Origin of the sequence: Amycolatopsis thermalba (assembly GCF_023376025.1) — a bacterium.
Classification (GTDB): Bacteria; Actinomycetota; Actinomycetes; order Mycobacteriales; family Pseudonocardiaceae; genus Amycolatopsis_E; species Amycolatopsis_E thermalba.
This window is the reverse complement of sequence record NZ_CP091196.1, coordinates 1,344,148-1,368,086: the sequence shown is the minus strand read 5'-3', so window position 1 is coordinate 1,368,086 and position 23,939 is coordinate 1,344,148. Positions and strand designations below refer to the sequence as shown.

Sequence of the window (23,939 nt, the reverse complement as noted above, 5' to 3'; positions counted from 1 at the left end):
GCCGATGCGGGCTTCCGACGCGGACCGCGAACGGGTCGCGCAGGTCCTGCACAACGCGCTCGCCGAGGGCCGGATCACCGTGCAGGAGCTGGAAGAGCGGCTCGACACCGTGTACGCCGCCAAGACGCTCGCCGAACTGGAGCCGCCGGTCGCGGACCTGCCGGGCGTGCCGTCGGCCGCCGTGCAGCCGGCCGCTCCCCGCGCCCTCACCCCGGACCACCGCATCGGTGGCGTGCCCGGCTCGAAGGTCTCCGTCGCGGTGATGTCCGGCGTCACCCGCAAGGGTCCGTGGACGGTGCCGCCGGAGCACACCAGCGTCGCGTTCTGGGGCAGCGTCGAGATGGACCTGCGCGGCGCCCGGTTCGCTGAACGGCACACCACCATCACGGCCGTCGCGGTGATGGGCGGCATCGACATCGTGGTGCCCAACGACATCATCGTCGAGGTCACCGGCGTCGGGTTCATGGGCGCCTTCGAGAGCCAGGACCGCGAGGGCGCGTCCACGCAGCCCCCGCCGCCGGGCGCGCCGGTCGTCAAGGTCACCGGGCTCGCGTTCTGGGGCGCGGTCACGGTCGTGCGCAAACCGCGGAAGAACTAGCGCGAACCCAATCACCGCGCCGGGCGAATAGAGGGTGACAAGATCACCCGTCCCTCCGGAGGGAGGCGCCCGATGACCTTCGCGTCCGCGCGGACCGAAAGCGACGCCGGAATCATCGAACGCTCCTGGTTCGACGCCGACGCCTTCGCACTCATCTTCGACCGGCACGCCGCGACGGTGCACCGCTTCCTGGCCCGCCGGGTCGGCAGCGAACTCGCCGACGACCTGACCGGCCAGACGATGCTCGTCGCGTTCGACAAGCGGCGGCGTTTCGACGTCAGCCACCCGAGCGCGCTGCCGTGGCTCTACGGCATCGCGACCCATCTGATCAGCAGGCACCGGCGGACCGAAGCCCGGCGGTTGCGGGCACTGGCCAGAACCGGCCCCGCCCCGCACGAGGAGAACCACGACGACGTGGTCTCCGACCGGGTCAGCGCCGCGGCCCAGCCACTCGGGCAGGCCATCGCCCGGCTTTCCGCACCGGAACGGGACGTCCTGCTCCTCGTCGCGTGGGAGCACCTGTCCTACGACGAGGTGGCACTGGCGCTGGACATCCCGATCGGCACGGTCCGTTCCCGCCTGCACCGCGCCCGCACGAAGATGCGGGCCGCGCTTCCCATGGAGGACAACGATGAATGACCTCGACCTGATCACCCGCCTCCGGCCGGACGTCGCCGAGCCGGACCCCGTCGTGCTGAGCAGGCACCGGATGGCGATCCTGGAACGGGCCGCCGACCCGGCGCCGGTCCGGGCCGTGCGACCCCGGTTCAGGCCGCGCCTGGCGATCTCCGGCGCCGCCGTCGCGGCGGCCGCCGCGGTCGCCGTCATGGTGGGCATCTCCGGGCCGGGAGCGCCACCCGCCACCGCGGCGACGGTGCTCTCCCTGGCTGCGGACGCGGCCGCCGCCGCGCCCGCCGGGCACGGCGACTGGACCTACACCAGCTCGGTGACCGTCTCCAGCGAAGACACGCGGCCCAAGCGCGTCGACACCTGGGTGAAGACGGACGGCTCCGAGGCGGAGGTCCGGGACGAGCGGGCGGCGCCCTGGCGCGGCGTGATTCCCGAAGTCGGTGAGCCGTCGCTGTACAACCAGAGCTACGACTACCTGGAGACCCTGCCGACCGACCCGGCGGCGCTGCGCGCGGAGATCTACCGGCAGGTCCAGGGTGATCTGGACCGGCTGGGCGTCCAGAACCTCTACACGGTCGACCAGTGGGCCTTCCAGATGATCGCGCACCTCGTCGACGGCGCGGCCCCGCCCGACCTCAAGGCCGCGCTCTACCGCGTCGCCGCCACGGTGCCCGGGGTGCAACTGATCGACGACATGTGGGACGTTTCGGGCCGGCACGGGCTCGGCGTGACGCGCACCACCACCAACGCCGGTGACATGACCACGCTGGTCTTCGACCGGGACACCTACCAGGTCCTCGGCTGGACCACGACCTCGCACGACGGCCGGGCAGCGGGTAAGGCACTGCTCGCCACCGGGCTCGTCGACGAGGCCGGGCAAACGCCGTAGTCCCGACCGGACCGCGTCTCCGCACGGGGGCGCGGTCCGGTACTAGCCTCTACGGGGTGAGCGCACCCACCCTGCCGGCCGCTCTCGCCGACGCCACCCGCGACGACGCGAGCCTCCGGCGCTTCCTGCACGGCCTGCCCGGCGTGGACCAGGTCGGGGTCGAGGCCCGGGCCACCGCCCTGGCGACCCGCAGCATCAAGAAGTCCAGCAAGCTCTGGGCCATCGACACCGCGATCTCGATGGTCGACCTGACCACGCTCGAGGGCGCCGACACGCACGGCAAGGTCCGCGCGCTGACCGCGAAGGCCCGGCGTCCCGACCCGGACCGCCCGGACACGCCGCAGGTCGCCGCGGTGTGCGTGTACCCGGACCTCGTCGCGACGGCCGTCGAAGGGCTCAAGGGCACGGACATCGGTGTCGCGAGCGTCGCCACCGCCTTCCCCTCCGGCCGGTCGTCCCGCCAGGTGAAGCTGGCCGACGTGGCGCTGGCGGTCGAGTCCGGCGCCACGGAAGTCGACATGGTGATCGACCGCGGTGCCTTCCTCGAAGGCCGGTACGGCGCGGTGTTCGAGGAGATCCAGGCCATCAAGGCCGCGTGTGGCACCGCGCACCTGAAGGTCATCCTGGAGACCGGCGAGCTGGTCACCTACGACAACGTGCGCCGCGCGTCCTGGCTGGCCCTGCTGGCCGGTGGCGACTTCATCAAGACCTCCACCGGCAAGGTCTCCCCCGCCGCGACCCTGCCGGTCACGCACGTGATGCTGCAGGCCGTGCGCGACTGGTTCACCGCGACCGGCGAGCTGCGTGGCGTCAAGCCGGCCGGTGGCATCCGCACCACCAAGGACGCGATCAAGTACCTGGTGGCCGTGCACGAGGTCGCCGGCGAGCAGTGGCTCACCCCGGAGCTGTTCCGGTTCGGCGCCTCCAGCCTGCTCAACGACCTGCTGCTGCAGCGGCGCACCCAGCACGACGGCCACTACAGCGGCCCCGACTACGTGGCGGTGGACTGATGCCTGCCTTCGAGTACGCGCCCGCGCCCGAGTCGCGCGACCTGGCGAACCTCAAGCCGAGCTACCGGCCGTTCATCGACGGCGAGTTCGTCGACGGCGGCGGCGAACCGCTGAAGACCGTCAACCCGGCGACCGAGGAGGTCCTCGCCGAAGTCTCCACCGCCAGCGCCGCCGACATCGACACCGCGGTCAAGGCCGCGCGCAAGGCGTTCGAGAAGACGTGGGGCCCGATGCCGGGCAGCGAGCGCGCGAAGTACCTGTTCCGCATCGCGCGGCTGATCCAGGAGCGCTCGCGGGAGCTGGCGGTGCTGGAGACGCTGGACAACGGCAAGCCGATCAAGGAGTCCCGCGACTCGGACCTGCCGCTGGTCGCCGCGCACTTCTTCTACCACGCGGGCTGGGCCGACAAGCTCGACTACGCCGGCTTCGGCCCGGATCCGAAGCCGCTGGGCGTGGCCGGGCAGATCATCCCGTGGAACTTCCCGCTGCTGATGCTGGCCTGGAAGATCGCGCCCGCGCTGGCCACCGGCAACACGGTGGTGCTCAAGCCGGCCGAGACGACCCCGCTCACCGCGCTGGTGTTCGGCGAGATCTGCCAGCAGGCCGGGCTGCCGCCGGGCGTGGTGAACATCCTGCCGGGCGCCGGTGACGTGGGCGCGCGGCTGGTCGGGCACCCGGGGGTGGACAAGATCGCGTTCACCGGGTCGACCGAGGTCGGCAAGCTGATCCAGCGCCAGGTCGCGGGCACGCCCAAACGGCTCACGCTGGAGCTGGGCGGCAAGGCGGCGAACGTGGTGTTCGACGACGCGCCGCTGGACCAGGCCGTCGAGGGCATCGTCAACGGCATCTTCTTCAACCAGGGTCACGTGTGCTGCGCCGGCTCGCGGCTGCTCGCGCAGGAGTCCGTGGCCGACGAGCTGCTGGACAAGCTGCGGTACCGGATCTCGACGCTGCGGCTGGGTGATCCGCTGGACAAGAACACCGACGTCGGCGCGATCAACTCGGCCGAGCAGCTGGGCAAGATCCGCGAGCTGGCCGACTCCGGCGAGGCCGAGGGCGCGCAGCGGTGGACCAGCCCGTGCCCGGTGCCCGGCCGCGGGTTCTTCTTCGCCCCCACGGTGTTCTCCGGGGTGCACCAGTCGATGCGGATCGCGCGCGAGGAGATCTTCGGGCCGGTGCTGTCGGTGCTCACCTTCCGCACGCCGGACGAGGCGGTCGCGAAGGCCAACAACACGCCCTACGGGCTGTCCGCCGGGATCTGGAGCGAGAAGGGCTCGCGGATCCTGTGGATGGCGAACCGGCTGCGTGCCGGGGTGGTCTGGGCCAACACGTTCAACCGCTTCGACCCGGTGGCGCCGTTCGGTGGCTACCAGGAGTCGGGCTTCGGCCGCGAGGGTGGCCGCACGGGTCTGGAGGGATACCTCGATGTCTGAGCGGGTGACCGTCGCGAAGACGTACAAGCTGTTCATCGGCGGCAAGTTCCCGCGCTCGGAGTCCGGCCGGGTGTACCCGGTGAGCGACAGCAAGGGGAACTTCCTGGCTCATGCGGCGCACGCGTCACGCAAGGACGTCCGCGACGCGGTGGTGGCCGCGCGCAAGGCGTTCGGCGGCTGGTCGGGCGCGACCGCGTACAACCGCGGACAGGTGCTGTACCGGGTCGCGGAGATGCTGGAGGGGCGCCGCGACCAGTTCGTCGCCGAGGTCGGGGCGGCCGAGGGGTTGTCCGGGCGTCGCGCCGAGGCGGTCGTGGACGCCGCGATCGACCGCTGGGTCTGGTACGCGGGGTGGACGGACAAGGTGGCGAGCGTGCTGGGCGCGGCGAACCCGGTGGCCGGGCCGTACTTCTCGTTCACCGTGCCGGAGCCGGCCGGGGTGGTCGGGATCCTCGCGCCGCAGAAGTCGTCGCTGCTCGGACTGGTGAGCGTGCTCGCGCCGGCGTTGGCCACGGGGTGCACGGCGGTCGTGGTGAGCAGCGCGGAGCGGCCGCTGCCGGCGATCACGTTGTCGGAGGTGCTAGCGACGTCGGACCTGCCGGGCGGGGTGGCGAACATCCTCACCGGGCGGGCCGCGGAGCTGGGGCCGTGGCTGGCCTCGCACGGCGACGTGAACGCCCTGGACCCGACGGGCGCCGATGTGGAGGCGCGGGCGGAGCTGGCCCGGGAGGCGGCGGGCACGGTGAAGCGGGTGCTGGCGGTGCCGGCGGAGGAGCCGGACTGGACGCAGCGGCCGGACATCACCCGGCTACGGCGTTACCTGGAGGCAAAGACGGTCTGGCACCCGATGGGTGTCTGACGGTCGCGGGGTCGCGAGTGGCCTCCCCACGGCTTCGGCGCGGGGAAGCTGCCGCGACTCGGCAGGAACCGACGGGCGTGAACCCACCGGGCCGCGACTCGCGGCGGGGCCGGGCCCCGGAGGACGCGGCCGGTCGCGGGGTCGCTTGCGCCAGGCGCCGCGCAAGCCATCGGCGGGGTCGGTAGCCCGGCGGTCACGGTGACCGCCGCGCCCCGAAGCAAACCCTCGGCGGGCTCAGCGGTCCCGGTGGCGGCCGCGGGGGCGCCCGTGGCGGCCCCGCACCTCAGCGGGCGGGCCGCCGCGCAGAAGCGCGAGCCGCGGTGGAGACGGGTGGCCCGGCGGGACGGTGACCACCGCGTCATGGCCCCGCCACGCAAGCCCTCGGCTGGGCTCAACGGGTCGCGGGGATGGCCCGCACCTCCGTGGCCCGGCCACCCGCGCGGAAGCGCAAGTCGCGGTGGGGTCGGGTGGCCCGGCGGTCCCGGTGGCTGCCGCGCCCCGCGGCCTCGCCAGACGAGGTCAGCGGTCGCGGGGACGACCCGCGCGGAACGCGAGCCGCGGCGGGGCCGGGTGGCCCAGCGACCCCCGGTGACTACCCCGCCAAGCAAGCCCTCGGCGGGCTCAGCGGTCGCGGTGGCGGCCGCGGGGGCGCCAGTGGCGGCCGCGCACCTCGGCGGCCGGGAAGTCCGGGTGGATCTCCGCGAACGCGGTGTCCGTGATGCCCATCAGCACCAGGTACTTGACGCCGTCGCGGGACAGTTCGGTGTCGCGGAGCCGGCCCTCCTCGCGGAAGCCGAGCCTCGCGTGCAGCGACAGCGACGCCACGTTGCCGCCGTAGATGCTGACCTCGCACTTGCGGTAGCCGCGCTCACCGAACATGAAGCGCAGCAACGTGATCACCGCGTCGCCCGCGTAGCCGCACCGCCGGTGCTGCGGGCCGATCCCGATGCCGTAGCTGAAGCGGTCCGGCGAGTCCGCCTCGGTGGCCGAGAGCGAGCCGACCACCAGCCCGCCCCGCAGGGTCTCGATCGCGAAGTGGAAATCCGCCTCGGCGCGGTGGGCCGCCCAGTGCCGGTACTCACCGACGCGCCGCGTGTCGGCCGCCTCCCGGTCGAACCCCGCCAGCCTGCGCTGATCGGCCGGCGTGACCACCCGCAGCCGCACCTTCCGCCCGGCCCGCGCGGGCACACCGGCCCAGACCGGGGCGCGGTAGCGCGCCAGGTCGAGGCGGGGCGGAGGCAGCACCATCGCGAGCACCATACCGGTACCCGTCAATGGATTTGGAGGTCCTCGCCGGTGATCGGGCGCCCGGGCAACGGGCTGCCGGGACGCGCTCGCAGTCCGTCGAGCATGAGGACCGCCACGCGCTCGGAGGCCAGCAACGTGGGGTCGTCCACGGCCGACGGCCGGCGCAGGACCAGCGACAACAGGATGGCGACGTCCCCGGTGCCGATGTCGGCGCGCACCGATCCCTCGGCCTGCGCCGCGCGGACGATCGCGTCCAGTTCGGCCAGCAGCGCGTCGCGGAACTCCGCGGTCTGCCGGTCGCCCTTGAGGATCTCCCTGGCCCGCTCGGAGACCAGCGCGAGCTGGACGCTCGCCTGCAGCTGGTGCGACCGGCCGGCCAGGCGCACCAGCGCGTCCCACGCCGTCGGCTCCTCGGCCGCCGCCTCCCGCGCGTCGGCGAGGACCTGCGCGAAGCTCTCCCGCGCCACGGCCCGAATCAGCGCCTCCCGGTCGGGAAACCGCCGGTAGAGCGTGCCGACGCCGACCCCGGCGGTACGCGCGATCTCCTCCATCGGCACGTCCGGCCCCGCGGCGGCGAACACCTGGCGGGCGGCGGCGACGATCTGGTCGCGGTTGCGCCGGGCGTCCGCGCGCAGCCGGGTCTCCGAAGCCGTCATGTCGTTCCTCTCCGTGACCCCCGCCAGATTCTCTCACCCGAACGTACGTGGACGAAAAGCTTCCACATCAGTACGTTGAGCAATAAGTGGACGACATCCTTCCACATTTTGTCCGGATTGGGGTGGAACCGTGACCGCTCAGCTTCCCGCCACACTGCCCATCACCCGCGGCTGTCCCTACGGGCCACCGGACGAGCACCGCAGGCTGCGGGAGGAGGCGCCGGTCCAGCGCGTGACCCTGCCCAGTGGCGAGCCGGCCTGGGCGCTCACCCGGCACGAGGACATCCGGACGATGCTGACCGACCCGCGGTTCAGCTCCGACCGGCGCCACCCGAAGTTCCCGCTGCTGGTCAAGGGGCAGCGCCTGAACACCACGTTCCGCGCGTCGCTGATCGGCATGGACCCGCCGGAGCACGGCCCGGCGCGGCGCAAGGTGGTCGGCGAGTTCACGGTGCGGCGCATGGCGGCGCTGCGCCCGCGCATCCAGGAGATCGTCGACCAGCACATCGACGCGATGCTCGCCGGCCCCAAGCCGGCCGATCTGGTGAAAGCGCTCTCCCTGCCGGTGCCGTCACTGGTCATCTGCGAGCAGCTCGGCGTGCCCTACGCCGACCACGAGTTCTTCCAGCTGCACTCGTCGCGCCTGATCAGCCGGGTCACCCCACCGCTGGAGCGCAAAGCCTCCATCGACGCGTTGCGCGACTACCTCGCGGACCTGATCGAGCAGAAGGCGAAGGCGCCCGCCGACGACCTGCTCAGCCGCCAGCTCGACAAGCAGGACGACCGCGAGGAGCTGGTGAGCCTGGCGTTCCTGCTGCTCATCGCGGGCCACGAGACCACGGCGAACATGATCTCGCTGGGCACCATGGCGTTCCTGGAACACCCGGAGGACATCGAGAAGATCCGGCAGGACCCGTCGAAGACCCTGCCCGCGGTCGAGGAACTGCTGCGGTACTTCACGATCGCCGAGTTCGCGGCCTCCCGCGTCGCGGTCGAGGACGTGGAGATCGGCGGCGTCCTGATCAGGGCCGGCGAGGGCGTGGTGCCGCTGACCAACCTCGCCAACCGCGACCCGGACGCGTTCGACCACCCCGAGGAGCTGGACATCGAGCGTGGCGCGCGGCACCACCTGGCGTTCGGATTCGGCGCGCACCAGTGCCTCGGCCAGAACCTCGCCCGGATGGAGCTGCAGATCGTGTTCGACACGCTGTTCCGGAAGGTCCCCGGCCTGCGCCCGGCCGTGCCACTGGACTCCCTGCCGTTCAAGGACGACGCGAGCGTCTACGGTATTCACGAGTTCCCGGTGACCTGGTAGGAGGAGCCATGCGCATCGTCGCGGACACCGATCTCTGCATCGGCGCGGGCCAGTGCGTCCTGACCGAACCGGAGGTGTTCGACCAGGACGACGACGGCACGGTCGTGGTCCTGGTCGAGCACCCCGAGGGAGCGCAGCTGGACAGCGCCCGCGAGGCCGTCAAGCTGTGCCCCGCCATGGCGCTGTCCCTGCAGGAGTAGCTACTTCACCGCGCCCATCGACAGGCCGCGGACCAGGTGGTTCTGCGCGATCCACCCGACGATCATCACCGGCAGCGAGGCCAGCAGCGCGGCCGCGGACAGCTGCGCCCAGTACAGGCCCTCGCTGGTGATGAACCCGACGAGGAACACCGGCACCGTGCCGGCCCGCGCCGCGGTCAGGTTGACCGCGTAGAAGAACTCGGTCCACGAGAAGATGACGCAGATCAACGCGGTCGCCGCGATGCCGGGCGCGACCACGGGCAGGATCACCCGGTACAGCAGGGTCGGGAGGTTCGCCCCGTCGACGCGCCCGGCCTCGATCATCTCGGTGGGCACCTCGAGGAAGAACGAGCGCATCATCCAGATCGCCAGCGGCAGGTTCATCGCCGTGTAGAGGATGACCAGCGCCCACACGTTGTCCAGCAGCTGCGTGCGCTGCGAGATGACGTACAGCGGGATGATCGCGGCGACGATCGGCAGCATCTTCGTGGACAGGAAGAACCCGAGCACGTTGCTGGTCTTGGGCACCGGGGCCAGCGACAGCGCGTAGGCCGCCGGCACGCCCAGGAGCAGCACGATCAGCGTGGACAGGATCGTCACGAACGCCGAGTTGCCCAGGTAGGGCAGGAACCCGCGCTCGAAGATGCTCGCGAACTGGTCCAGCGTCGGGGTGAACGCGATCCGCGGCGGATCGGTGTAGGCGTCGGCCTCCTGCTTGAACGCGGTCAGCACCATCCAGATCAGCGGGAACACGAACAGGATGGCGACCACCCACGTCGCCGTGGTCAGGGAGGCGGGGCCGAGCCGCCTGCGCACGGTGCTCACTTCACGACCCCCTTGCTCACGTCGAACGCGCGGAACATCAGGCGCAGCGCGAAGGTCGCCACGATCAGCGTCAGGATCACCACGATGACGCCCATCGCCGAGGACTGGCCGATGTCGAAGCCCTGGAAGGCCCGCTGGTAGATGTAGTACGGCAGGTTCGTGCTCGCGGTGCCCGGACCGCCCTGGGTCATCAGGAAGATCGCGTCGAAGCTGTTCACGATGTAGATCGCGCCCAGCAGCACCGACAGCTGCAGGTACCGGGACAGGTGCGGCAGCGTGATGGAGGCGAACGTGCGCCACCGGCCGGCGCCGTCGACCTGCGCGGCCTCCAGCACGTCCTTCGGCTGGCTCTGCAGGCCGGCCAGGATCAGCAGCATCATGAACGGGGTCCACTGCCACACGACCTGCGCCATGACCGAGGCCAGCGGGAACTCCGACAGCCAGTCGGTCTCGCCGCCGAAGACGAAGTTCAGCAGCCCGTAGGTCGGGTCGAACATCGTCGTCTTCCACAGCAGCGCCCCGGCGGCGGGCAGGATGAGGAACGGCGTGATCAGCAGCGTCCGCACCACACCGCGGCCGAGGAACTTGCGGTCCAGCAGCAGCGCCAGGCCGAGCCCGAGCAGCAGCGCGACGAACACGCACACCACCGTCAGCACGACGGTGTTGAGCATCGCGCCGCGGAACTGGGAGTCGGCGAACACGTCGAGGTAGTTCTGCAGGCCGACGAAGTGCTGCGAACCCGGCCGCACGAGGTTCCACGACTGGAACGAGTACACCACCGTGAGGACGAACGGGATCTGGGTCACCACGATGGTGAACAACAGCGCGGGCAGCAGGGGCGCACGACGGACCCACGGGCTCGCGCCCTTGCGATTGGCCGGTTTCGCGTCGACCCCCTGTCCACTTGCCACTGTGGGCGCCACGGCGGTCATTTCGTCTCCCGGTAGGAATCGCCGACGGTCTGCGCGTACTCCTGCGACTGCTCGATGGCCTCGTCGACGGTGATCTGCCCGGCGATCGCGGCCGACAGCTCCTGGCTGACCCGGGTGCCCAGGTCCTGGAACTCGGGGATGCCGACGAACTGGATGCCCGGGTAGGGCACCGGCTTGGTCATCACCTTGCGCTGGTCCGCCGCGTCGATGCCGTCCAGCGTCGGCTGGGCGTAGGCCTTCGCGGCCTCGGCGTACTCGGGGATCCGGTAGGTGGAGAACCGGCAGCCGGGCGGGACGCGGTTCCAGCCGTAGGTCTCGCCGACCGTCCGCACGAACTCCTTGTTCGTCATCCACTGCAGGAACTTCCAGGCGTCCGCCTTGTTCTTGCCGACCTTCGGGATCGCCAGCGCCCACGTGTAGAGCCAGCCGCTGGCCTCGGTCTTCACCACCGGCGCGGCCACGTACCCGGACTTGCCGACGACCTTGCTCGACTCCGGGTCCTCGTTCGTCCCGGCCATGACCGTGGCGTCGTACCACATCGCGGCCTGGCCCTGGCCGTAGCGCGTGCCGCACTCGGAGAACCCGGCGCTGGACGCGCCGACCTCACCGTGCTCGCGGACCAGGTTGACGTAGAAGTTCGCGGCCTCGCGGAACTCCGGGGTGTCCAGCTTCGCGTTCCAGTCCTGGTCGAACCACTGCGCGCCGAAGGTGTTGGCGACCGTGGTGAACGGCGCGAGGCTCTCGCCCCAGCCGGGCTTGCCGCGCAGGCAGATCCCGGCGACGCCGGCCGCCTTGTCGTCCAGCTTCGCGGCGAAGTCGGCGATCTGCTGCCACGTCGGGCGCTCCGGCATGGTCAGCCCGGCCTGTTCGAACAGGTCCTTGCGGTAGGCCAGGAACGACGACTCGCCGTAGAACGGCACCGCGTACATCGAGCCCTGGTAGGACAGCGAGTCGCGGATGCTCGGGATGAAGTCGCCCGGGTCGTAACCGGGGCTGGCGTCGATGTAGGGCTGGAGGTTCTCCAGCCAGCCGTTGGCCGCCCACTGCGGGGTCTCGTAGTTGCTGATCATCACCGCGTCGAACTCGCCCCCCTGGGTGGCGGTCGAGGCGGTGATCTTCGCGCGCGCCTGGTTCTCCGGCAGCGACACGAACTTGAGCTTCACGCCGGGGTTCGCCGCCTCGAACTCGTGCGACAGCGAGATGGCGTCGTTCATCTGCGGGTTCGCCACGATCGCGATGACCAGGGTGTTGCCGCCCGCGCCGAGCGCGCCGGCGCCCGCGCAGCCGGTCAGGGTGAGCAGCGCGGCGACCGCGAGGAGTGCCAGGCGCTCACGCATCCCGGGCTCCCGGCAGCACCTGCACCTTCAGACCCGCGCCACTGCGCATCAGGTCCAGGGCGTCGGGGAACCGCTCCAGCGGCAAGGCATCGGTCAGCAGGGCCTTCGTGTCGACCGCGCCGGAGGACACCAGGTCCAGCGCGGCGCCGTAGGAGTGCAGAACAGCCATCGAACCCACCACCGTGATCTCGTCGTTGTAGATCCGGAAGGGCGAAAGCGCGACGCGCGCCTCCGCCGGGGCGACGCCGAAGACGAGCAGACGCCCGCCGCGGCGCAGCGAATCGAACGCGGCCTCGATCGCCGGGGCCGCACCGGTGCAGTCGGCCGCCGCGTCGAACCGCTCACCGTCCAGTTCGGACACGTCGGTGGCGACGGCGTGCGCGCCGAGGTCCTTGGCCCGCGGCAGGCGGGACGCGTTGCGGTCGACGACCGTGACGCGCGCGCCGGCCCGCTGCAGGAGCATCTGCATGATCAGGCCCATGGTTCCGGCGCCGACGACCAGGAAGTGCTCGCCCGCCTCGACCCCGATGCGGCGGACACCGTGCACGGCGCAGGACACCGGCTCGACCAGGGCGCCCTCCTGCCAGGACAGGTGGTCCGGCAGGCGGTAGCAGGTGCTGGCGGGCACTGCCACGTACTCGGCGAAGGCGCCGTTGACGGTGTCGCCGGTGGCGCCCCAGTTTTCGCAGAGGTTGCCGTGGCCGGCGCGGCACGGGTCGCAGTAGCCGCAGAACAGGGACGGGTCGACGGCCACCCGGTCGCCGACCTGCCAGCCGCCGGGGACGTTCTTGCCGATCTCGACGATCTCGCCGGCGAACTCGTGGCCGGGGACGATCGGGTAGGGCGTCGGCGGGAAGTGGCCGTCGGCGATGTGCAGGTCGGTGCCGCAGATGCCGCACGCGCCGACCTTGATCACGACGTCGCGCTCCCCCGGGGTGGGATCGGGAACCTCGCCGACCCTGATGGAGCCCGGCTGATCGACGATGGCGGCGCGCATGCCGTCTCACCTCTTCCTGCGCTCATCTGAGCGCGTCACGACTCTGTGGTCACATGCTTGGCCATGCATTAGAGGGGTTTTGCGGGTTTCACGTCAACAGGATGCGAGCTATAGTGCTCAAATGAGCGAGATGGGCGTGGTGGACGGGCTCACCGCGACGCTGGTGGCGCACCGGTTCTACGTGCTGGGGCAGTCCAAGATCGAGATCGCCGCCGACTTCGGGATCAGCAGGTTCAAGGTGGCCCGGCTCATCGACGCGGCGCTGGAGCGGGGACTGGTGCGGGTGGAGTTCGCGCCGCCGGCGCCGATCGACGTCCGGTTGTCCGACGAGCTGCGGTCCGCGTACGGGCTGCGGCAGGCGTTCGTGCTCAATCGAGCGGCCAGCGCCGGGCCGCGGGCGCAGGTGCGGCAGCAGATCGGCGGGTTCGCGGCGCGGCTGCTGTCGGAGACGGTCACCGAGGACGACGTGGTGGGGTTGTCGTGGGCGCGGTCGGTGAACGCGATGGCGGCGGCGGTGCAGCGGCTGCCGAGGTGCCCGATCGTGCAGCTGTGCGGGGTGCAGGCCGGGATGGACATGCGGGACCGGTCGGTGGAGACGGTGCGGCGGGTGGCGGAGGTGTCCGGCGGCGACGCGTACCCGATCTACGGGCCGCTGGTGCTGCCGGACCGCCGGACGACGGAGATCCTGCGGCGGCAGCCGGGGATCGCGGAGACGTTCGCGCAGTTCCCGCGCCTGACGAAGGCGGTGGTGAGCATCGGGGCGTGGCTGCCGGGCGAGTCGACGGTGTACGACGCGGTGTCCCCGGCCGAACGCGAGGCGATCACGGCGCGGGGCGCTCGGGCGGAGGTCGCGGCACGGCTGTTCGACGGCGAGGGGAAGCCGCTGTCGACCGGGCTGGCGCACCACGTGCTGGCGATCGACACGGCGGAGCTGCTGAAGGTGCCCGAGGTGATCGCGCTGGGCTACACGGCACCGAAAGCGGAGGCGATCGACGCCGTGCTGCGATCCGGCCTGGTGTCGACGCTGATCACGGACACCCCGGCGGCGGAGGGGGCGCTGCGGCTTCGCGGCGCGTGACGCGCGCGAGTCCCACGCTCGCGAACGCGAGTCCCACGCTCAGCACCGCGAGTTCCACGCTCAGCACCGCGAGTTCCACGCTCAGCGAAAGCGCCGCGGCGCGCGAACGTGGAACTCGCGCGCGGGAACGTGGGACTCGCGGTGCGGTTGGGCTTACTTGACCCGCACCGGCAGGCTGTCCACGCCGTAGACGATCGACGTCCGGCGGTAGCTCAGCTGCTCCGGCTCGATGTCCAGCCGCAGGTCGGGGAAGCGCCGCACCAGCGCCGGGTACGCCGCGCGCAGCTCCATGCGCGCCAGCTCCGCCCCGATGCACCGGTGCGCGCCCCAGCCGAAGGCCAGGTGCTGCGTCGCCGGTCGGGTGGGGTCGAAGGACTCCATCCCGGCGCCCAGGGCGGTGTCCCGGTTGGCCCCGCTCAGCGACACGAACACGATGTCGCCCTTGGCGATCTCCTGCCCGCCGACCGTCACGTCCTCGCGCGCGAACCGCGGGAACGCCACCTGCACCACCGTCAGGTACCGCAGCAGCTCCTCGACGAAATCGCGGGCCGCCTCGTCGGAATCGCGCACCAGTTCGAACGTCGGCCGGTCCCGCAGCAGCACGATCGCGCCGAGCGCCAGCATGCTCGCCGTCGTCTCCAGGCCGCCGGTCAGCACACCGTCGGCGAGTCCGGCCAGCTCCTGGTCCGAGATGTTGTCGCCGTGCTCCTTCACCAGCATCCCGAGCAGGCCGTCACCCGGCTCGACGCGCTGCTTCCGCACGATTTCGAGCAAATAGGACAGTGACTCGGAGATCGCGCCGAACGACGCGCCCGCCCCGGCGAACAGGTCGAACCGGACCGTGCTCAGCCGCTGGAAGTCGTCACGGTCCTCATAGGAGACCCCGAGCAGTTCGCAGATCGTCAGCGACGGGATCGGCAGCGCGAACGACTGCATCAGGTCGACCGTGCCGCCGTCCTTCTCCATCGCGTCGAGCTGCTCGGTGATGATCTCGTCGATGCGCGGCGTGAGCCGGTTCAGCCGCCGCATCGTGAACTCCGGCGTCAGCATCTTGCGCAGCCGCGTGTGGTCCGGCGGGTCGGCGAACCCGAGCCCACCGGGATTCTGCTCGGCCGACAACCCCGCCTTGCCGACGAGGTTGGTGTAGTCGTTGCTGAACTTGTCCGTGGCGGCGAGCACTTCCTTCGCCTCGCCGTAACCGGTGACCAGCCACGCGGTGATGCCGAAGGGCAGCGGCAACCGGCTGACCGGCGCCGCTTGCCTGGTCGCGCCCAGTTCGGGCACGGGGTCCAGACCGTCGCGGCGCAGCGGCATGAGCGCAGAATCGGGCAAAACCGACAGGTCGAAGCCCTTTTTCTGCGCTCTGGCGAGGTAACGGCGGCCCACCCAGGAAACCACCCGTTCGCGAAGCCCCATGGGCGCAGGTTACACGCGGATCCCGACGATTCCGGCGTCGCAAGCGAAGTCACTCGCGCAGGTGGTGCAGGTCACCCACTAGGTCGGCATCTGGTCTGGACCGGGTGGGGGCGGGTACATCGTGGCGTCAACCACAACCAGGGGAGTGAGCTGTAATGCCTGACAGGGCCCGCCTCGGGACGGTCGCCGCCGCGGTGTGCGTCCTCCTGCCGTTCGGCTCGGCCGTGGCGAGCGCCGCGCCGGCCGAGTCCGTTCTCGCGCAGGAGCAGCTGCGGGACATACCCCCGGGATTGTGGGGCCTGCTGGGGCTGCTGGGCCTGTTCGGGCTGGTTGGGCTGGCCCGGCGCGGGCCGAAGCGCAACGCCAAGAACCCGCTGGCCGGGTACTCCGGCGAGGACGAGATTTCGCGTGGGCAGGGGCGGCACCACGCGCCGCCGGCGCAGCGGGCCGGATCGCCGATGGACATCCTGCCCGGGCAGAACCCGCAGGCCGAGCGGCCCCCGGCGATGGATCCGGCGGCGTCCCACGCACCGATGCCCGACCCGAGGCGCCCGGTGGCCAAGACACCGGCCGACGTGCCGATGCCGTCGTACGGTTCGGCGTACCCGGCGGAGTCCGGGGGCCGACTTATGGCTCCGGTGAGGTGCCGTCCGGGACGCAGGGCGCTTACGCGGCGAGCGATGCGCCGTCCGCTGCGCAGACGGCTTACCCCTCCGGGGAGATGCCCTACGCCACCCAGGCGACCTACGCCTCTGGGGAGGTGCCCTCCGCCACACAGGCGACCTACAGCTCCGGTGAAGCACCGTCCAGTGCGCAGCCTGCCTACCCCTCCGGGGAGATGCCCTCCCCGGCACAAGCCACCTACGGCTCCGGGGAGATGCCCTCCCCCACACAAGCCACCTACGCCTCCGGCGAAGCACCGTCCAGCGCGCAGACTGCCTACCCCTCCGGCGAGATGCCCTCCCCGGCACAAGCCACCTACGGCTCCGGGGAGATGCCCTCCCCCACACAAGCCACCTACGCCTCCGGTGAAGCACCGTCCAGTGCGCAGCCTGCCTACCCCTCCGGGGAGATGCCCTCCCCGGCACAAGCCACCTACGGCTCCGGGGAGATGCCCTCCGGCACCCAGGCCACCTACGCCTTTGGCGAGGGGCCCTCCGGGGCTCAGTCCGCCTACGCGTCGGGCGAACCGGCGTCCGGCGCCCATGCCTCGTACGCCCGCGGCGAGATGCCCTCAGGCGCGCAGGCTGCCTACGCCTCCGGCGAGGTGCCCTCCGGGGCTCAGCGTCCGTACGCCTCCGGGGGTGTGCCGTCCGCCGCGCAGTCTGCCTACCCCTCTGGGGAGATCCCCTCAGGCGGCCAGCCCACGTACGCGTCGGGTGAGGTGCCGTCCGGGGGGCAGCCCGCCTACGCCTCCGGCAACGTGCCGTCCGTCGGCTCGCCGATGGACATGGCGCCCACCGCGCCCACACCGGCGCTGTACCGCCGCAACCCGGAGCCCTTCCCGCAGACCGACCAGGACCCGCCGCCGCAGCAGCCGGCCGTTCCGCAGCAGCAGGGCTCGACGGGCACGTTCGCCGGCCTGCCCCGCTACCCAGAAACCGCCGCGCCGGACCCAGGCTCGGTCGACGCCGGGCCCCGACACCGGCGCTGACCGACCCCCCTCGCCGCGGCGCCCAGCCCCCAGGACGCCGCGGCGAGGGGACTTACGCACGACACCCGAGAGCCGGCACTGGAGAACTGGGGCCGCGACGGCGGAAAGACCCGGGCGGGGCCTCCCGACGCCAGCCCCGAGACGGAGGCGGCCTGAAGCCGCGCCGCAACGCCACTGACGGCAGCACGAGCCGAGCGGGCCCGCCGAGGCCAGCCCGACATGGCGCTGGCCAGAAGCCGCGCCGCGGACACCGCTGGACGGCGACACCAGCCGGGCCCGCCTCCCCCACCAACCACCAGCACGAGGCCAACCAGCAGCCCGCGCCGCGGACACCGCTGGACGGCAGGCGCGAGCCGGGTGGACATCCCGGAGTCAGCGCCCGCTGCGGCCGACCAGAAGCTGTGTCGGCATGCCGCTGGGTGGGAAGGAGCTGGACCGGCCTCCCCGTCCGGCTTCACCCTCGGCAAGGGCCAAGCAGGCACCGCCAAACACCACCAGGCGGACAACAAGCCCCCACGCGAGCCCCAGCGCCGACCACCAGCCGGCGGGGGAACCACCCGAGCTACCGACCGCCTACAGCTGGTCCACCGCCGTCACCCGCAGCACCGCCGTGCCTGCCTCGTCCGAGGCGGGCAGGTCCACCTCGGCGCTGATGCCCCAGTCGTGGTCGCCCGCGGGGTCGTCGAAGATCTGCCTCACCCGCCACACCTCGGGCTCCTTCTCGATCATCAGCATCGCCGGGCCGCGGGCGTCCGGGCCGATCCCGATCGACTCGTACTGCTCGTAGTAGGCCTCCAGCGCGGCCTCCCACTCGATGTCGTTCCAGCCGGACGCGGCGTCCAGCTCCCCCAGCTCCGCGTACGCCCGCCGGGCCGCCAGTTCGACCCGCCGGAACATCTGGTTGCGCACCAGTACCCGGAACGCCCGCTCGTTGCCCGTGACCGGCGGCGGCTTCTCCGGCAACGCCTGCGCCACGACCGGCTGCTCCCCCGGGTGCCGCAGCGCCTCCCACTCGTCCAGCAGGCTCGAGTCGACCTGGCGCACCATCTCGCCGAGCCACGCGATCAGGTCCTCCAGCGGCTCGGTCTTCGCCTCGTCCGGCACCGTCCGGCGCAGCGCGTCATAGGTGTCGGCCAGGTACCGCAGCACCAGCCCCTCCGACCGCGCCAACGAGTAGAAGTTGACGTACTCGACGAAGTTCATCGCCCGCTCGTACATGTCCCGCACGACCGACTTCGGCTTCAGCTCGTAGTCGGCGACCCACGGGTGCCCGCGCCGGTACGTCTCGTACGCCGCCTCCAGCAGCTCCTCCAGCGGCTTCGGGTAGGTCACCTCGTCGAGCAGCGCCATCCGCTCCTCGTACTCGACCCCCTCGGCCTTCAACGCCGCGACCGCCTCACCGCGCGCCTTGAACTGCTGCTGCGACAGCACCGGCCGCGGGTTCTCCACTGTGGACTCGATCACCGACACCACGTCGAGCGCGTACGACGGCGACTCGGTGTCCAGCAGCTCGATCGCGGCCAGCGCGAACGGCGACAGCGGCTGGTTCAGCGCGAAATCCAGCTGCAGGTCCATGGTCAGCCGCACGATCCGGCCCGCGGAGTCCGGTTCGGACAGCCGCTCCACGACCCCCGCGGCCACCAGCGCGCGGTAGATCGCGATCGCCCGGCGGATGTGCTTGCGCTGCGACGGCCGGTCCTCGTGGTTGTCCTCCAGCAGGTGCCGCATGTGCTGGAAAGCGTTGCCCGGCCGCGAGATCACGTTCAGCAGCATCGCGTGACTCACCTGGAAACTGGAGGTCAGCGGCTCGGGCGGGGACGAGATCAACCGCTCGAACGTGCTTTCGGTCCAGTTGACGAACCCCTCGGGCGCGTTCTTGCGGACGATCTTGCGCTTCTTCTTCGGGTCGTCGCCCGCCTTCTGCAGCGCCTTCGCGTTCTCGATCACGTGGTCCGGCGCCTGCACCACGACGTAGCCGTCGGTGTCGTACCCGGCGCGGCCCGCGCGCCCGGCGATCTGGTGGAACTCGCGTGCCTTGAGGTGCCGCTGGCGCACCCCGTCGTACTTGGTCAGCGCGGAGAACACCACCGTGCGGATCGGCACGTTGATGCCGACGCCGAGCGTGTCGGTCCCGCAGATCACCTTGAGCAGCCCGGCCTGCGCGAGCTGCTCGACCAGCCGCCGGTACTTGGGCAGCATGCCGGCGTGGTGCACGCCGATGCCGTGCCGCACCAGCCGCGACAGGGTCTTGCCGAACCCGGCGGAGAACCGGAAGTCGCCGATCGCCTCGGCGAGGGCGTCCTTCTCGGCGCGGGTGGTGACGTTGATGCTCATCAGCGCCTGCGCCCGCTCGATCGCGGCGGCCTGCGAGAAGTGCACCACGTAGACCGGGGCCTGCCCGCCGGTGAGCAGCTCGGTCATCGTCTCGTGCAGCGGGGTCAGCGCGTACCGGTAGGTCAGCGGCACCGGGCGCTGCGCGGACGTGACCACGGCGGTGGTCCGGCCGGTGCGGCGCGTCAGGTCCTTCTCGAAGAACGTGACGTCACCGAGCGTGGCCGACATCAGCACGAACTGTGCGTTCGGCAGCTCCAGCAGCGGCACCTGCCACGCCCAGCCGCGGTCGGGCTCGCTGTAGAAGTGGAACTCGTCGGCCACGACCTGGCCGACCGGGGCGTCGGCACCGAACCGCAACGCGATGTTCGCCAGGATTTCCGCGGTGCAGCAGATGATGGGGGCATCCGGGTTGACCGCGGAGTCGCCGGTCATCATCCCGACGTTGTCGGCGCCGAAGATCTCGATGAGCTGGAAGAACTTCTCCGAGACCAGCGCCTTGATGGGCGCGGTGTAGTAGCTGCGCTTGCCGTGGGCCATCGCGGTGAAGTGGGCACCCACCGCGACCAGGCTCTTTCCCGAGCCGGTGGGGGTGGACAGGATCACGTTGGCGCCGGAGACGACCTCGATCAGCGCCTCTTCCTGCGCCGGGTACAGCTCGAGCCCGCGTTCGGCCGTCCAGGCCGAAAACGTCTCGAACAGCGTGTCGGGATCCGGATCCGCTGGCAGGAGGTCTGAAAGGGTCATTGTGGGTACCATCGTGCCACCCGCGGCCGGAGAGCAGATGGGGCCCATCGCGGCCGGTCCCGTCAAGCCGTAGGCTTCCCACACACAGGTGTAATCCGGAGGGCTGGCATGGCACAGGACATCGTCCCGATCGAACTCGGGCTGCCGCAGGGGGACCTGGTGACCCTCTGGGCCCCGCGCTGGCGGGAGGACGGCGAGGAATGGGAGGCCTTCCTCGGCGACGAGGAGGATCTGTACGCCTTCCCCGACGCCGCGCACCTGGCCGCGTTCGTCCGGACCGCCGAGCAGCACGACCTGATCGACCACCCGGCGTGGCACGCGGTCCCGGCGCTGAACGTGCCGGAGCTGATCCCCGACGACGACCACTCCTACGACCTGGTCGGCGTGCCCGAGCTGGTCGCCGAGGACCCGGACTCGTGGACGATCAGCGAGCTGGCCGAGATCGTCGGCATCGTGCGCTCGCTGGCCGACGTGTGCGAGCTCGACGAGGTCCACGAGGTGCTGGACGCCACCGAGGGCTTCTCGCTGCTGGAGCAGGGGCGGCTGCCGTTCACCGGCCGCGAGGGCGAGCGGCTGTGGAACGACCTGGCCGAGGCCGTGTCCGAGAAGTGGGACACCGTGCTGGACGCGATCGACGGCCTGGTCAAGGTGCCCGATGTGGACGCCGGCGTGCTCGAGCAGACCGCCGAGGAGCTGGCCACCTTCCTGGAGGAGTCCGCCGAGGCCGAGGTCGAGTCCGAGCAGGCCGACGAGGACCTCGACACGGTCGAGAGCACCGACTCCGACGACGAGGAGGAGGACGTCCCGGTCGGGTTCTGGGGCGAGGTCGGCATCGACCCGATCAAGATCATCACCTCCGGCCACGAGTACTACTCGCTGCGCTGCTACCTGGACGACGAGCCGATCTTCCTCGGCAGCGACGGCAAGATCGACGTGTTCAAGTCGGAGAAGGCGCTCGCGCGGGCGCTGGCCGACTCCACGGCGTTCGCCGACTCGGACCTGGCCGAGGTGTCCACTTGGGACGAGGTCCTCGCCAAGGCCACCGCCGGTGAGCTGGAGGTCGAGGTCGACACCGAGAACACCTACGTGCTGGCCGGCCTGGACGAGGACCTGGCCGAGGGCCCGGACGCGATCGACCCGACGCAGCTGGACCTGGCCGTCGAGCTGATCACCGACGCCGCGGACTGGGCCGGGGACGACGCGGTGGCCACCGCACTGTCCACTTCGGAGAGCCTGGGGTGGCTGGTGTCGTTCGTGCTGAAGCCGGACCCCGGCCGCCTCGCGCCGAGCGCCCCGTTCGACACCGAGCAGAGCGAGTGGCGCAAGCTGGTGGAGGCGTTCGAGAACCGGCTCCGGGTGCACTAGAACCCGTCACAGATCGAGCAGGCGCGCCGCGTTCCCCCCGAGGACCGCGGCGCGCGCTGCTTCCGACGGCGTGACGCGCTCGACCAGCGCGCGGGCCAGCACCGGGTCGCCGTAGGGCGCGTCCGAGCCGAACAACGTCCGCTCCGGCACCTCCGCGATCGCCAGCCGCACCGAGAACACCAGGCTCGCGGTCGACAGCTCCAGCCACAGGTTCGGCGTCTCGCGGACGAGTTCGATCGCGTCGATCCAGTGCCCACCGCCGAGCTGGCTGATCACCAGCGGGGTCCGCGGGTACTTCCGGGCGAGCGCGCCGATGGTCGCCAGGTCGGCGGCGGTGGTCGGGGCGGCGCCGTGCGCCACGACCGGCAGGTCGCCGGCCGCGCGCAGCACCGGTTCGAGCAGATCGGCGCGGCCGGGCGGCGGGGTCAGCTCGCCGATGCCGTGCCACTTGCGGCCGATCTCCTCGACCGCGGTCGCCACGTCCGGTGCGAACAGGTCCACCGATCCGAAGCCGAGGAACCGGTCCGAGCCGGCGAGCGCGGCGTCCAGCTCACGCAGGGCCGCGGCCCGGCCGTCGCCGCTGCCGGACAGGCTCCGCGACAGCACGGCCATCTCCCCCTTCAGCTCGTCCAGCGTCGTCGCGCGTTCGGGGTGCGGACGGGTCGCGAACAAGATCGCTTTGTCGACACCGGCCTCGTCGAGGAGGGCGAGGTGCTTCTCGACGGGGTCGTGGACGTGGCTGTGGGCGTCGATGATCAAGGTCTTCCTCCGGGAATCGTGGTACTCCCGGCAGTGTTGATCCCTGACATGGTGGGAAGGTCAAGCGATGCTGATCGGTGAACTCGCCAAGCGCGCCGGGACGACCGAGCGGCTGCTGCGGTACTACGAGCGCGTCGGGCTGCTGACCGCTCAGCGCCGCGACAACGGGTACCGCGAGTACGACGCCGACGCGGTCGAGCGCGTGCGGCAGATCCGCGAACTGCTCACCGTCGGCCTGCCGACCCGGGAGATCCGCCGCATCATCGACTGCGCCCACCCGGACGGCACGCTGGACGCCTGCCCCGGCGTCCTCGACACGCTGCGCGCCCGGCTCACCGAGCTGGACGCCCGCGCCGCGGAACTGACCGCCGCGCGGGCCGCGCTCCGCCAGGCGATCACGACGACCGAGTCTCGGCTCGGACCGGCGTGAGCCCGATCGCCAGCACCGGGAACACCGCGGCGACGCAGAACGCCAGCGCGTAGCGCGAGTCGCCGATCACCAGGCCCAGCAGCGGCGGCGTGAGGGACGCCGCGATGTTCTGCGCCGTGTTCTGCGTGCCCATCGCGCGCCCGGCCCAGTCGATCCCGGCCAGCTCGGCCGACGCCGTGAAGCCGAGCCCGTTGTCCGCCACCGTGATCACCGCCGCCAGGACCAGCGCGAACAACACCACCCACATCCAGGTCACGTCCCCGACCGCGACCAGCAGCATGACCGCCGCGCTCGCCACCGCCAGCTGCCGCATCGGGCGCAACCGGCTGCCCACCCGGTCCGACCAGTAGCCCGAGGCCATCCGCCCGGCCGCGCCCAGCACCTGCACCGCCGCCAGGAACCAGCCCGCCGCCAGCGCGCTCCAGCCGTGCGCCGACACCAGGTACACCGGCGCGAACGCCGACACGGCGAACTGCGGGATCACCAGCAGCGCGCTCGCCCCGTGCAGCCGCCACAGCGTCGGCGTCCGGTACGGCGAGGCCGGCTTCGGCGCGCCCGGCTTCTTCTCCGGCCGCGGCGGGTCGATCACCAGCCACGCCACCAGCGCGGCGACCACCAGCCCGAACACCGCCGGGAACAGCACCGCCGCCTGGAAGCCCCAGTGCTGCGCCAGCGGCGGCAGGGCCAGCGCGGCGACGCCGACGCCGAGCGGCTGCGCGGTCTGCCGCACGCCCATCGCGGTGCCGCGCTCGTCCGGGCCGAACCAGCCCATGACCGCCCGGCCGCTGGCCGCGTTCACCGACGCGGTCAGCATCCCGGCGAGCAGGAACAACGCGAACAGCAGCCCGGTCGACGGCGCGACCAGCGAGGTGACCAGCAGCAGCACCGACGACGCGCCCAGGCCCAGCGCCATCACCAGGCGCTCGCCGTAGCGGTCGGCCGCCGCGCCCCACGCGATCAGCGTGAACAGCACGCCGATGCTGGGCGCGGCGACGATCGTGCCGGCCTGCGCGAGCGTCAGCCCGGCCGCGCGCATCTCCGGCACCAGGAACGGGATGCCGTAGAGGAACGAGCAGCTCGCGGTCTGGGCCGCGAGGCCGAGCGCGAGGATGCCCCACCGGCGCCTACTCCTCGTGTCCAGCACAGCTGCCCGGCTCATCGCGACCGTCCCAAGATATGAGAACTTGTTCCTACATCTTGGACCTTACTTGCCGACGCTAACGATCACAA

The 23,939-nt window shown here is 71.5% G+C and carries 22 protein-coding genes; 12 read left to right on the top strand and 10 right to left on the bottom strand.

The window, feature by feature from the left end:
• Positions 1-4 precede the first annotated feature (4 nt).
• The 6 genes from L1857_RS06705 to L1857_RS06680 all read left to right on the top strand — a co-directional run bounded on the left by L1857_RS06705 (position 5) and on the right by L1857_RS06680 (position 5,419).
• Positions 5-598 carry a DUF1707 SHOCT-like domain-containing protein gene (locus L1857_RS06705; RefSeq protein WP_116111512.1) on the top strand — a complete coding sequence of 198 codons (594 nt, stop codon included), beginning with the start codon at positions 5-7 and terminating at the stop codon, positions 596-598.
• A gap of 72 nt (positions 599-670) precedes the next feature.
• The gene (locus L1857_RS06700; RefSeq protein WP_094004057.1) at positions 671-1,237 is read left to right on the top strand and encodes an RNA polymerase sigma factor; all 567 of its coding nucleotides are present in this window, start codon (positions 671-673) and stop codon (positions 1,235-1,237) included.
• Entirely contained in the window at positions 1,230-2,117 is an 888-nt protein-coding gene (locus L1857_RS06695) for a CU044_5270 family protein (protein ID WP_094004056.1), read from the top strand. Before L1857_RS06700 ends, L1857_RS06695 begins: the two co-directional genes overlap by 8 nt.
• A gap of 56 nt (positions 2,118-2,173) precedes the next feature.
• Positions 2,174-3,127 (top strand): deoxyribose-phosphate aldolase, encoded by a 954-nt coding sequence (gene deoC / locus L1857_RS06690; RefSeq protein ID WP_094004055.1) that lies wholly within the window; start codon positions 2,174-2,176, stop codon positions 3,125-3,127.
• Positions 3,127-4,560: an aldehyde dehydrogenase family protein gene (locus tag L1857_RS06685; RefSeq protein WP_116111513.1), complete on the top strand. Its 1,434-nt coding sequence runs from the start codon at positions 3,127-3,129 to the stop codon at positions 4,558-4,560. Before deoC ends, L1857_RS06685 begins: the two co-directional genes overlap by 1 nt.
• Positions 4,553-5,419, top strand: coding sequence for an aldehyde dehydrogenase family protein (locus L1857_RS06680; protein WP_094004053.1), 867 nt, complete (start codon positions 4,553-4,555; stop codon positions 5,417-5,419). Before L1857_RS06685 ends, L1857_RS06680 begins: the two co-directional genes overlap by 8 nt.
• A 621-nt stretch (positions 5,420-6,040) precedes the next feature.
• Here the strand turns inward: L1857_RS06680 and L1857_RS06675 are convergent.
• The gene (locus L1857_RS06675) at positions 6,041-6,679 is read right to left on the bottom strand and encodes a GNAT family N-acetyltransferase (RefSeq protein WP_094004052.1); all 639 of its coding nucleotides are present in this window, start codon (positions 6,677-6,679) and stop codon (positions 6,041-6,043) included.
• 11 nt (positions 6,680-6,690) lie between these two features.
• Positions 6,691-7,323 carry a TetR/AcrR family transcriptional regulator gene (locus tag L1857_RS06670; protein ID WP_094004051.1) on the bottom strand — a complete coding sequence of 211 codons (633 nt, stop codon included), beginning with the start codon at positions 7,321-7,323 and terminating at the stop codon, positions 6,691-6,693.
• Between the two features lie 130 nt (positions 7,324-7,453).
• On the opposite strand from L1857_RS06670, the gene L1857_RS06665 reads away from it, so the two are divergent.
• Both L1857_RS06665 and L1857_RS06660 read left to right on the top strand, forming a co-directional pair.
• Positions 7,454-8,638 (top strand): cytochrome P450, encoded by a 1,185-nt coding sequence (locus tag L1857_RS06665; RefSeq protein ID WP_094004050.1) that lies wholly within the window; start codon positions 7,454-7,456, stop codon positions 8,636-8,638.
• Between the two features lie 8 nt (positions 8,639-8,646).
• Positions 8,647-8,838, top strand: coding sequence for a ferredoxin (locus tag L1857_RS06660; protein WP_094004049.1), 192 nt, complete (start codon positions 8,647-8,649; stop codon positions 8,836-8,838).
• Here L1857_RS06660 and L1857_RS06655 read toward each other — a convergent pair whose 3' ends face one another.
• Genes L1857_RS06655 through L1857_RS06640 form a run of 4 tightly spaced genes read right to left on the bottom strand, consistent with a single transcriptional unit; the run spans position 8,839 to position 12,929 of the window.
• Positions 8,839-9,654, bottom strand: a complete 816-nt coding sequence (locus L1857_RS06655) for a carbohydrate ABC transporter permease (protein ID WP_369806769.1) — start codon at positions 9,652-9,654, stop codon at positions 8,839-8,841.
• Positions 9,655-9,659: 5 nt separating this feature from the next.
• Entirely contained in the window at positions 9,660-10,595 is a 936-nt protein-coding gene (locus tag L1857_RS06650; protein ID WP_116111515.1) for a carbohydrate ABC transporter permease, read from the bottom strand.
• Positions 10,592-11,932, bottom strand: a complete 1,341-nt coding sequence (locus L1857_RS06645) for an ABC transporter substrate-binding protein (RefSeq protein WP_094004046.1) — start codon at positions 11,930-11,932, stop codon at positions 10,592-10,594. Before L1857_RS06645 ends, L1857_RS06650 begins: the two co-directional genes overlap by 4 nt.
• On the bottom strand, positions 11,925-12,929 hold the full coding sequence (locus L1857_RS06640) for a zinc-dependent alcohol dehydrogenase family protein (RefSeq protein WP_116111516.1): 1,005 nt from the start codon (positions 12,927-12,929) through the stop codon (positions 11,925-11,927). Before L1857_RS06640 ends, L1857_RS06645 begins: the two co-directional genes overlap by 8 nt.
• 121 nt (positions 12,930-13,050) lie before the next feature.
• On the opposite strand from L1857_RS06640, the gene L1857_RS06635 reads away from it, so the two are divergent.
• The gene (locus tag L1857_RS06635; protein ID WP_249464658.1) at positions 13,051-14,007 is read left to right on the top strand and encodes a sugar-binding transcriptional regulator; all 957 of its coding nucleotides are present in this window, start codon (positions 13,051-13,053) and stop codon (positions 14,005-14,007) included.
• A 153-nt stretch (positions 14,008-14,160) separates the two neighbouring features.
• Here L1857_RS06635 and L1857_RS06630 read toward each other — a convergent pair whose 3' ends face one another.
• Positions 14,161-15,423 carry a cytochrome P450 gene (locus L1857_RS06630; protein WP_116111517.1) on the bottom strand — a complete coding sequence of 421 codons (1,263 nt, stop codon included), beginning with the start codon at positions 15,421-15,423 and terminating at the stop codon, positions 14,161-14,163.
• A gap of 838 nt (positions 15,424-16,261) precedes the next feature.
• Here L1857_RS06630 and L1857_RS06625 point away from each other — a divergent pair.
• Positions 16,262-17,077 carry a hypothetical protein gene (locus L1857_RS06625; protein ID WP_249464657.1) on the top strand — a complete coding sequence of 272 codons (816 nt, stop codon included), beginning with the start codon at positions 16,262-16,264 and terminating at the stop codon, positions 17,075-17,077.
• Positions 17,078-17,650: 573 nt separating this feature from the next.
• Here L1857_RS06625 and L1857_RS06620 read toward each other — a convergent pair.
• Positions 17,651-20,155: a DEAD/DEAH box helicase gene (locus L1857_RS06620; RefSeq protein WP_116111519.1), complete on the bottom strand. Its 2,505-nt coding sequence runs from the start codon at positions 20,153-20,155 to the stop codon at positions 17,651-17,653.
• A gap of 108 nt (positions 20,156-20,263) precedes the next feature.
• Here L1857_RS06620 and L1857_RS06615 point away from each other — a divergent pair, with 108 nt between their 5' ends.
• Positions 20,264-21,520, top strand: coding sequence for a primosomal protein (locus tag L1857_RS06615; RefSeq protein WP_094004031.1), 1,257 nt, complete (start codon positions 20,264-20,266; stop codon positions 21,518-21,520).
• A 6-nt stretch (positions 21,521-21,526) separates the two neighbouring features.
• Here the strand turns inward: L1857_RS06615 and L1857_RS06610 are convergent, their stop codons facing one another.
• Positions 21,527-22,279, bottom strand: coding sequence for an amidohydrolase family protein (locus tag L1857_RS06610; RefSeq protein WP_249464655.1), 753 nt, complete (start codon positions 22,277-22,279; stop codon positions 21,527-21,529).
• 67 nt (positions 22,280-22,346) lie between these two features.
• Between L1857_RS06610 and L1857_RS06605 the strand changes: the two genes are divergently transcribed.
• Positions 22,347-22,709: a MerR family transcriptional regulator gene (locus L1857_RS06605; protein WP_094004029.1), complete on the top strand. Its 363-nt coding sequence runs from the start codon at positions 22,347-22,349 to the stop codon at positions 22,707-22,709.
• Here L1857_RS06605 and L1857_RS06600 read toward each other — a convergent pair.
• Complete coding sequence (locus L1857_RS06600) at positions 22,675-23,868, bottom strand: MFS transporter (RefSeq protein WP_094004028.1); 1,194 nt, start codon at positions 23,866-23,868, stop codon at positions 22,675-22,677. The two genes, L1857_RS06605 and L1857_RS06600, sit on opposite strands and share 35 nt — an antisense overlap.
• Positions 23,869-23,939 lie beyond the last annotated feature (71 nt).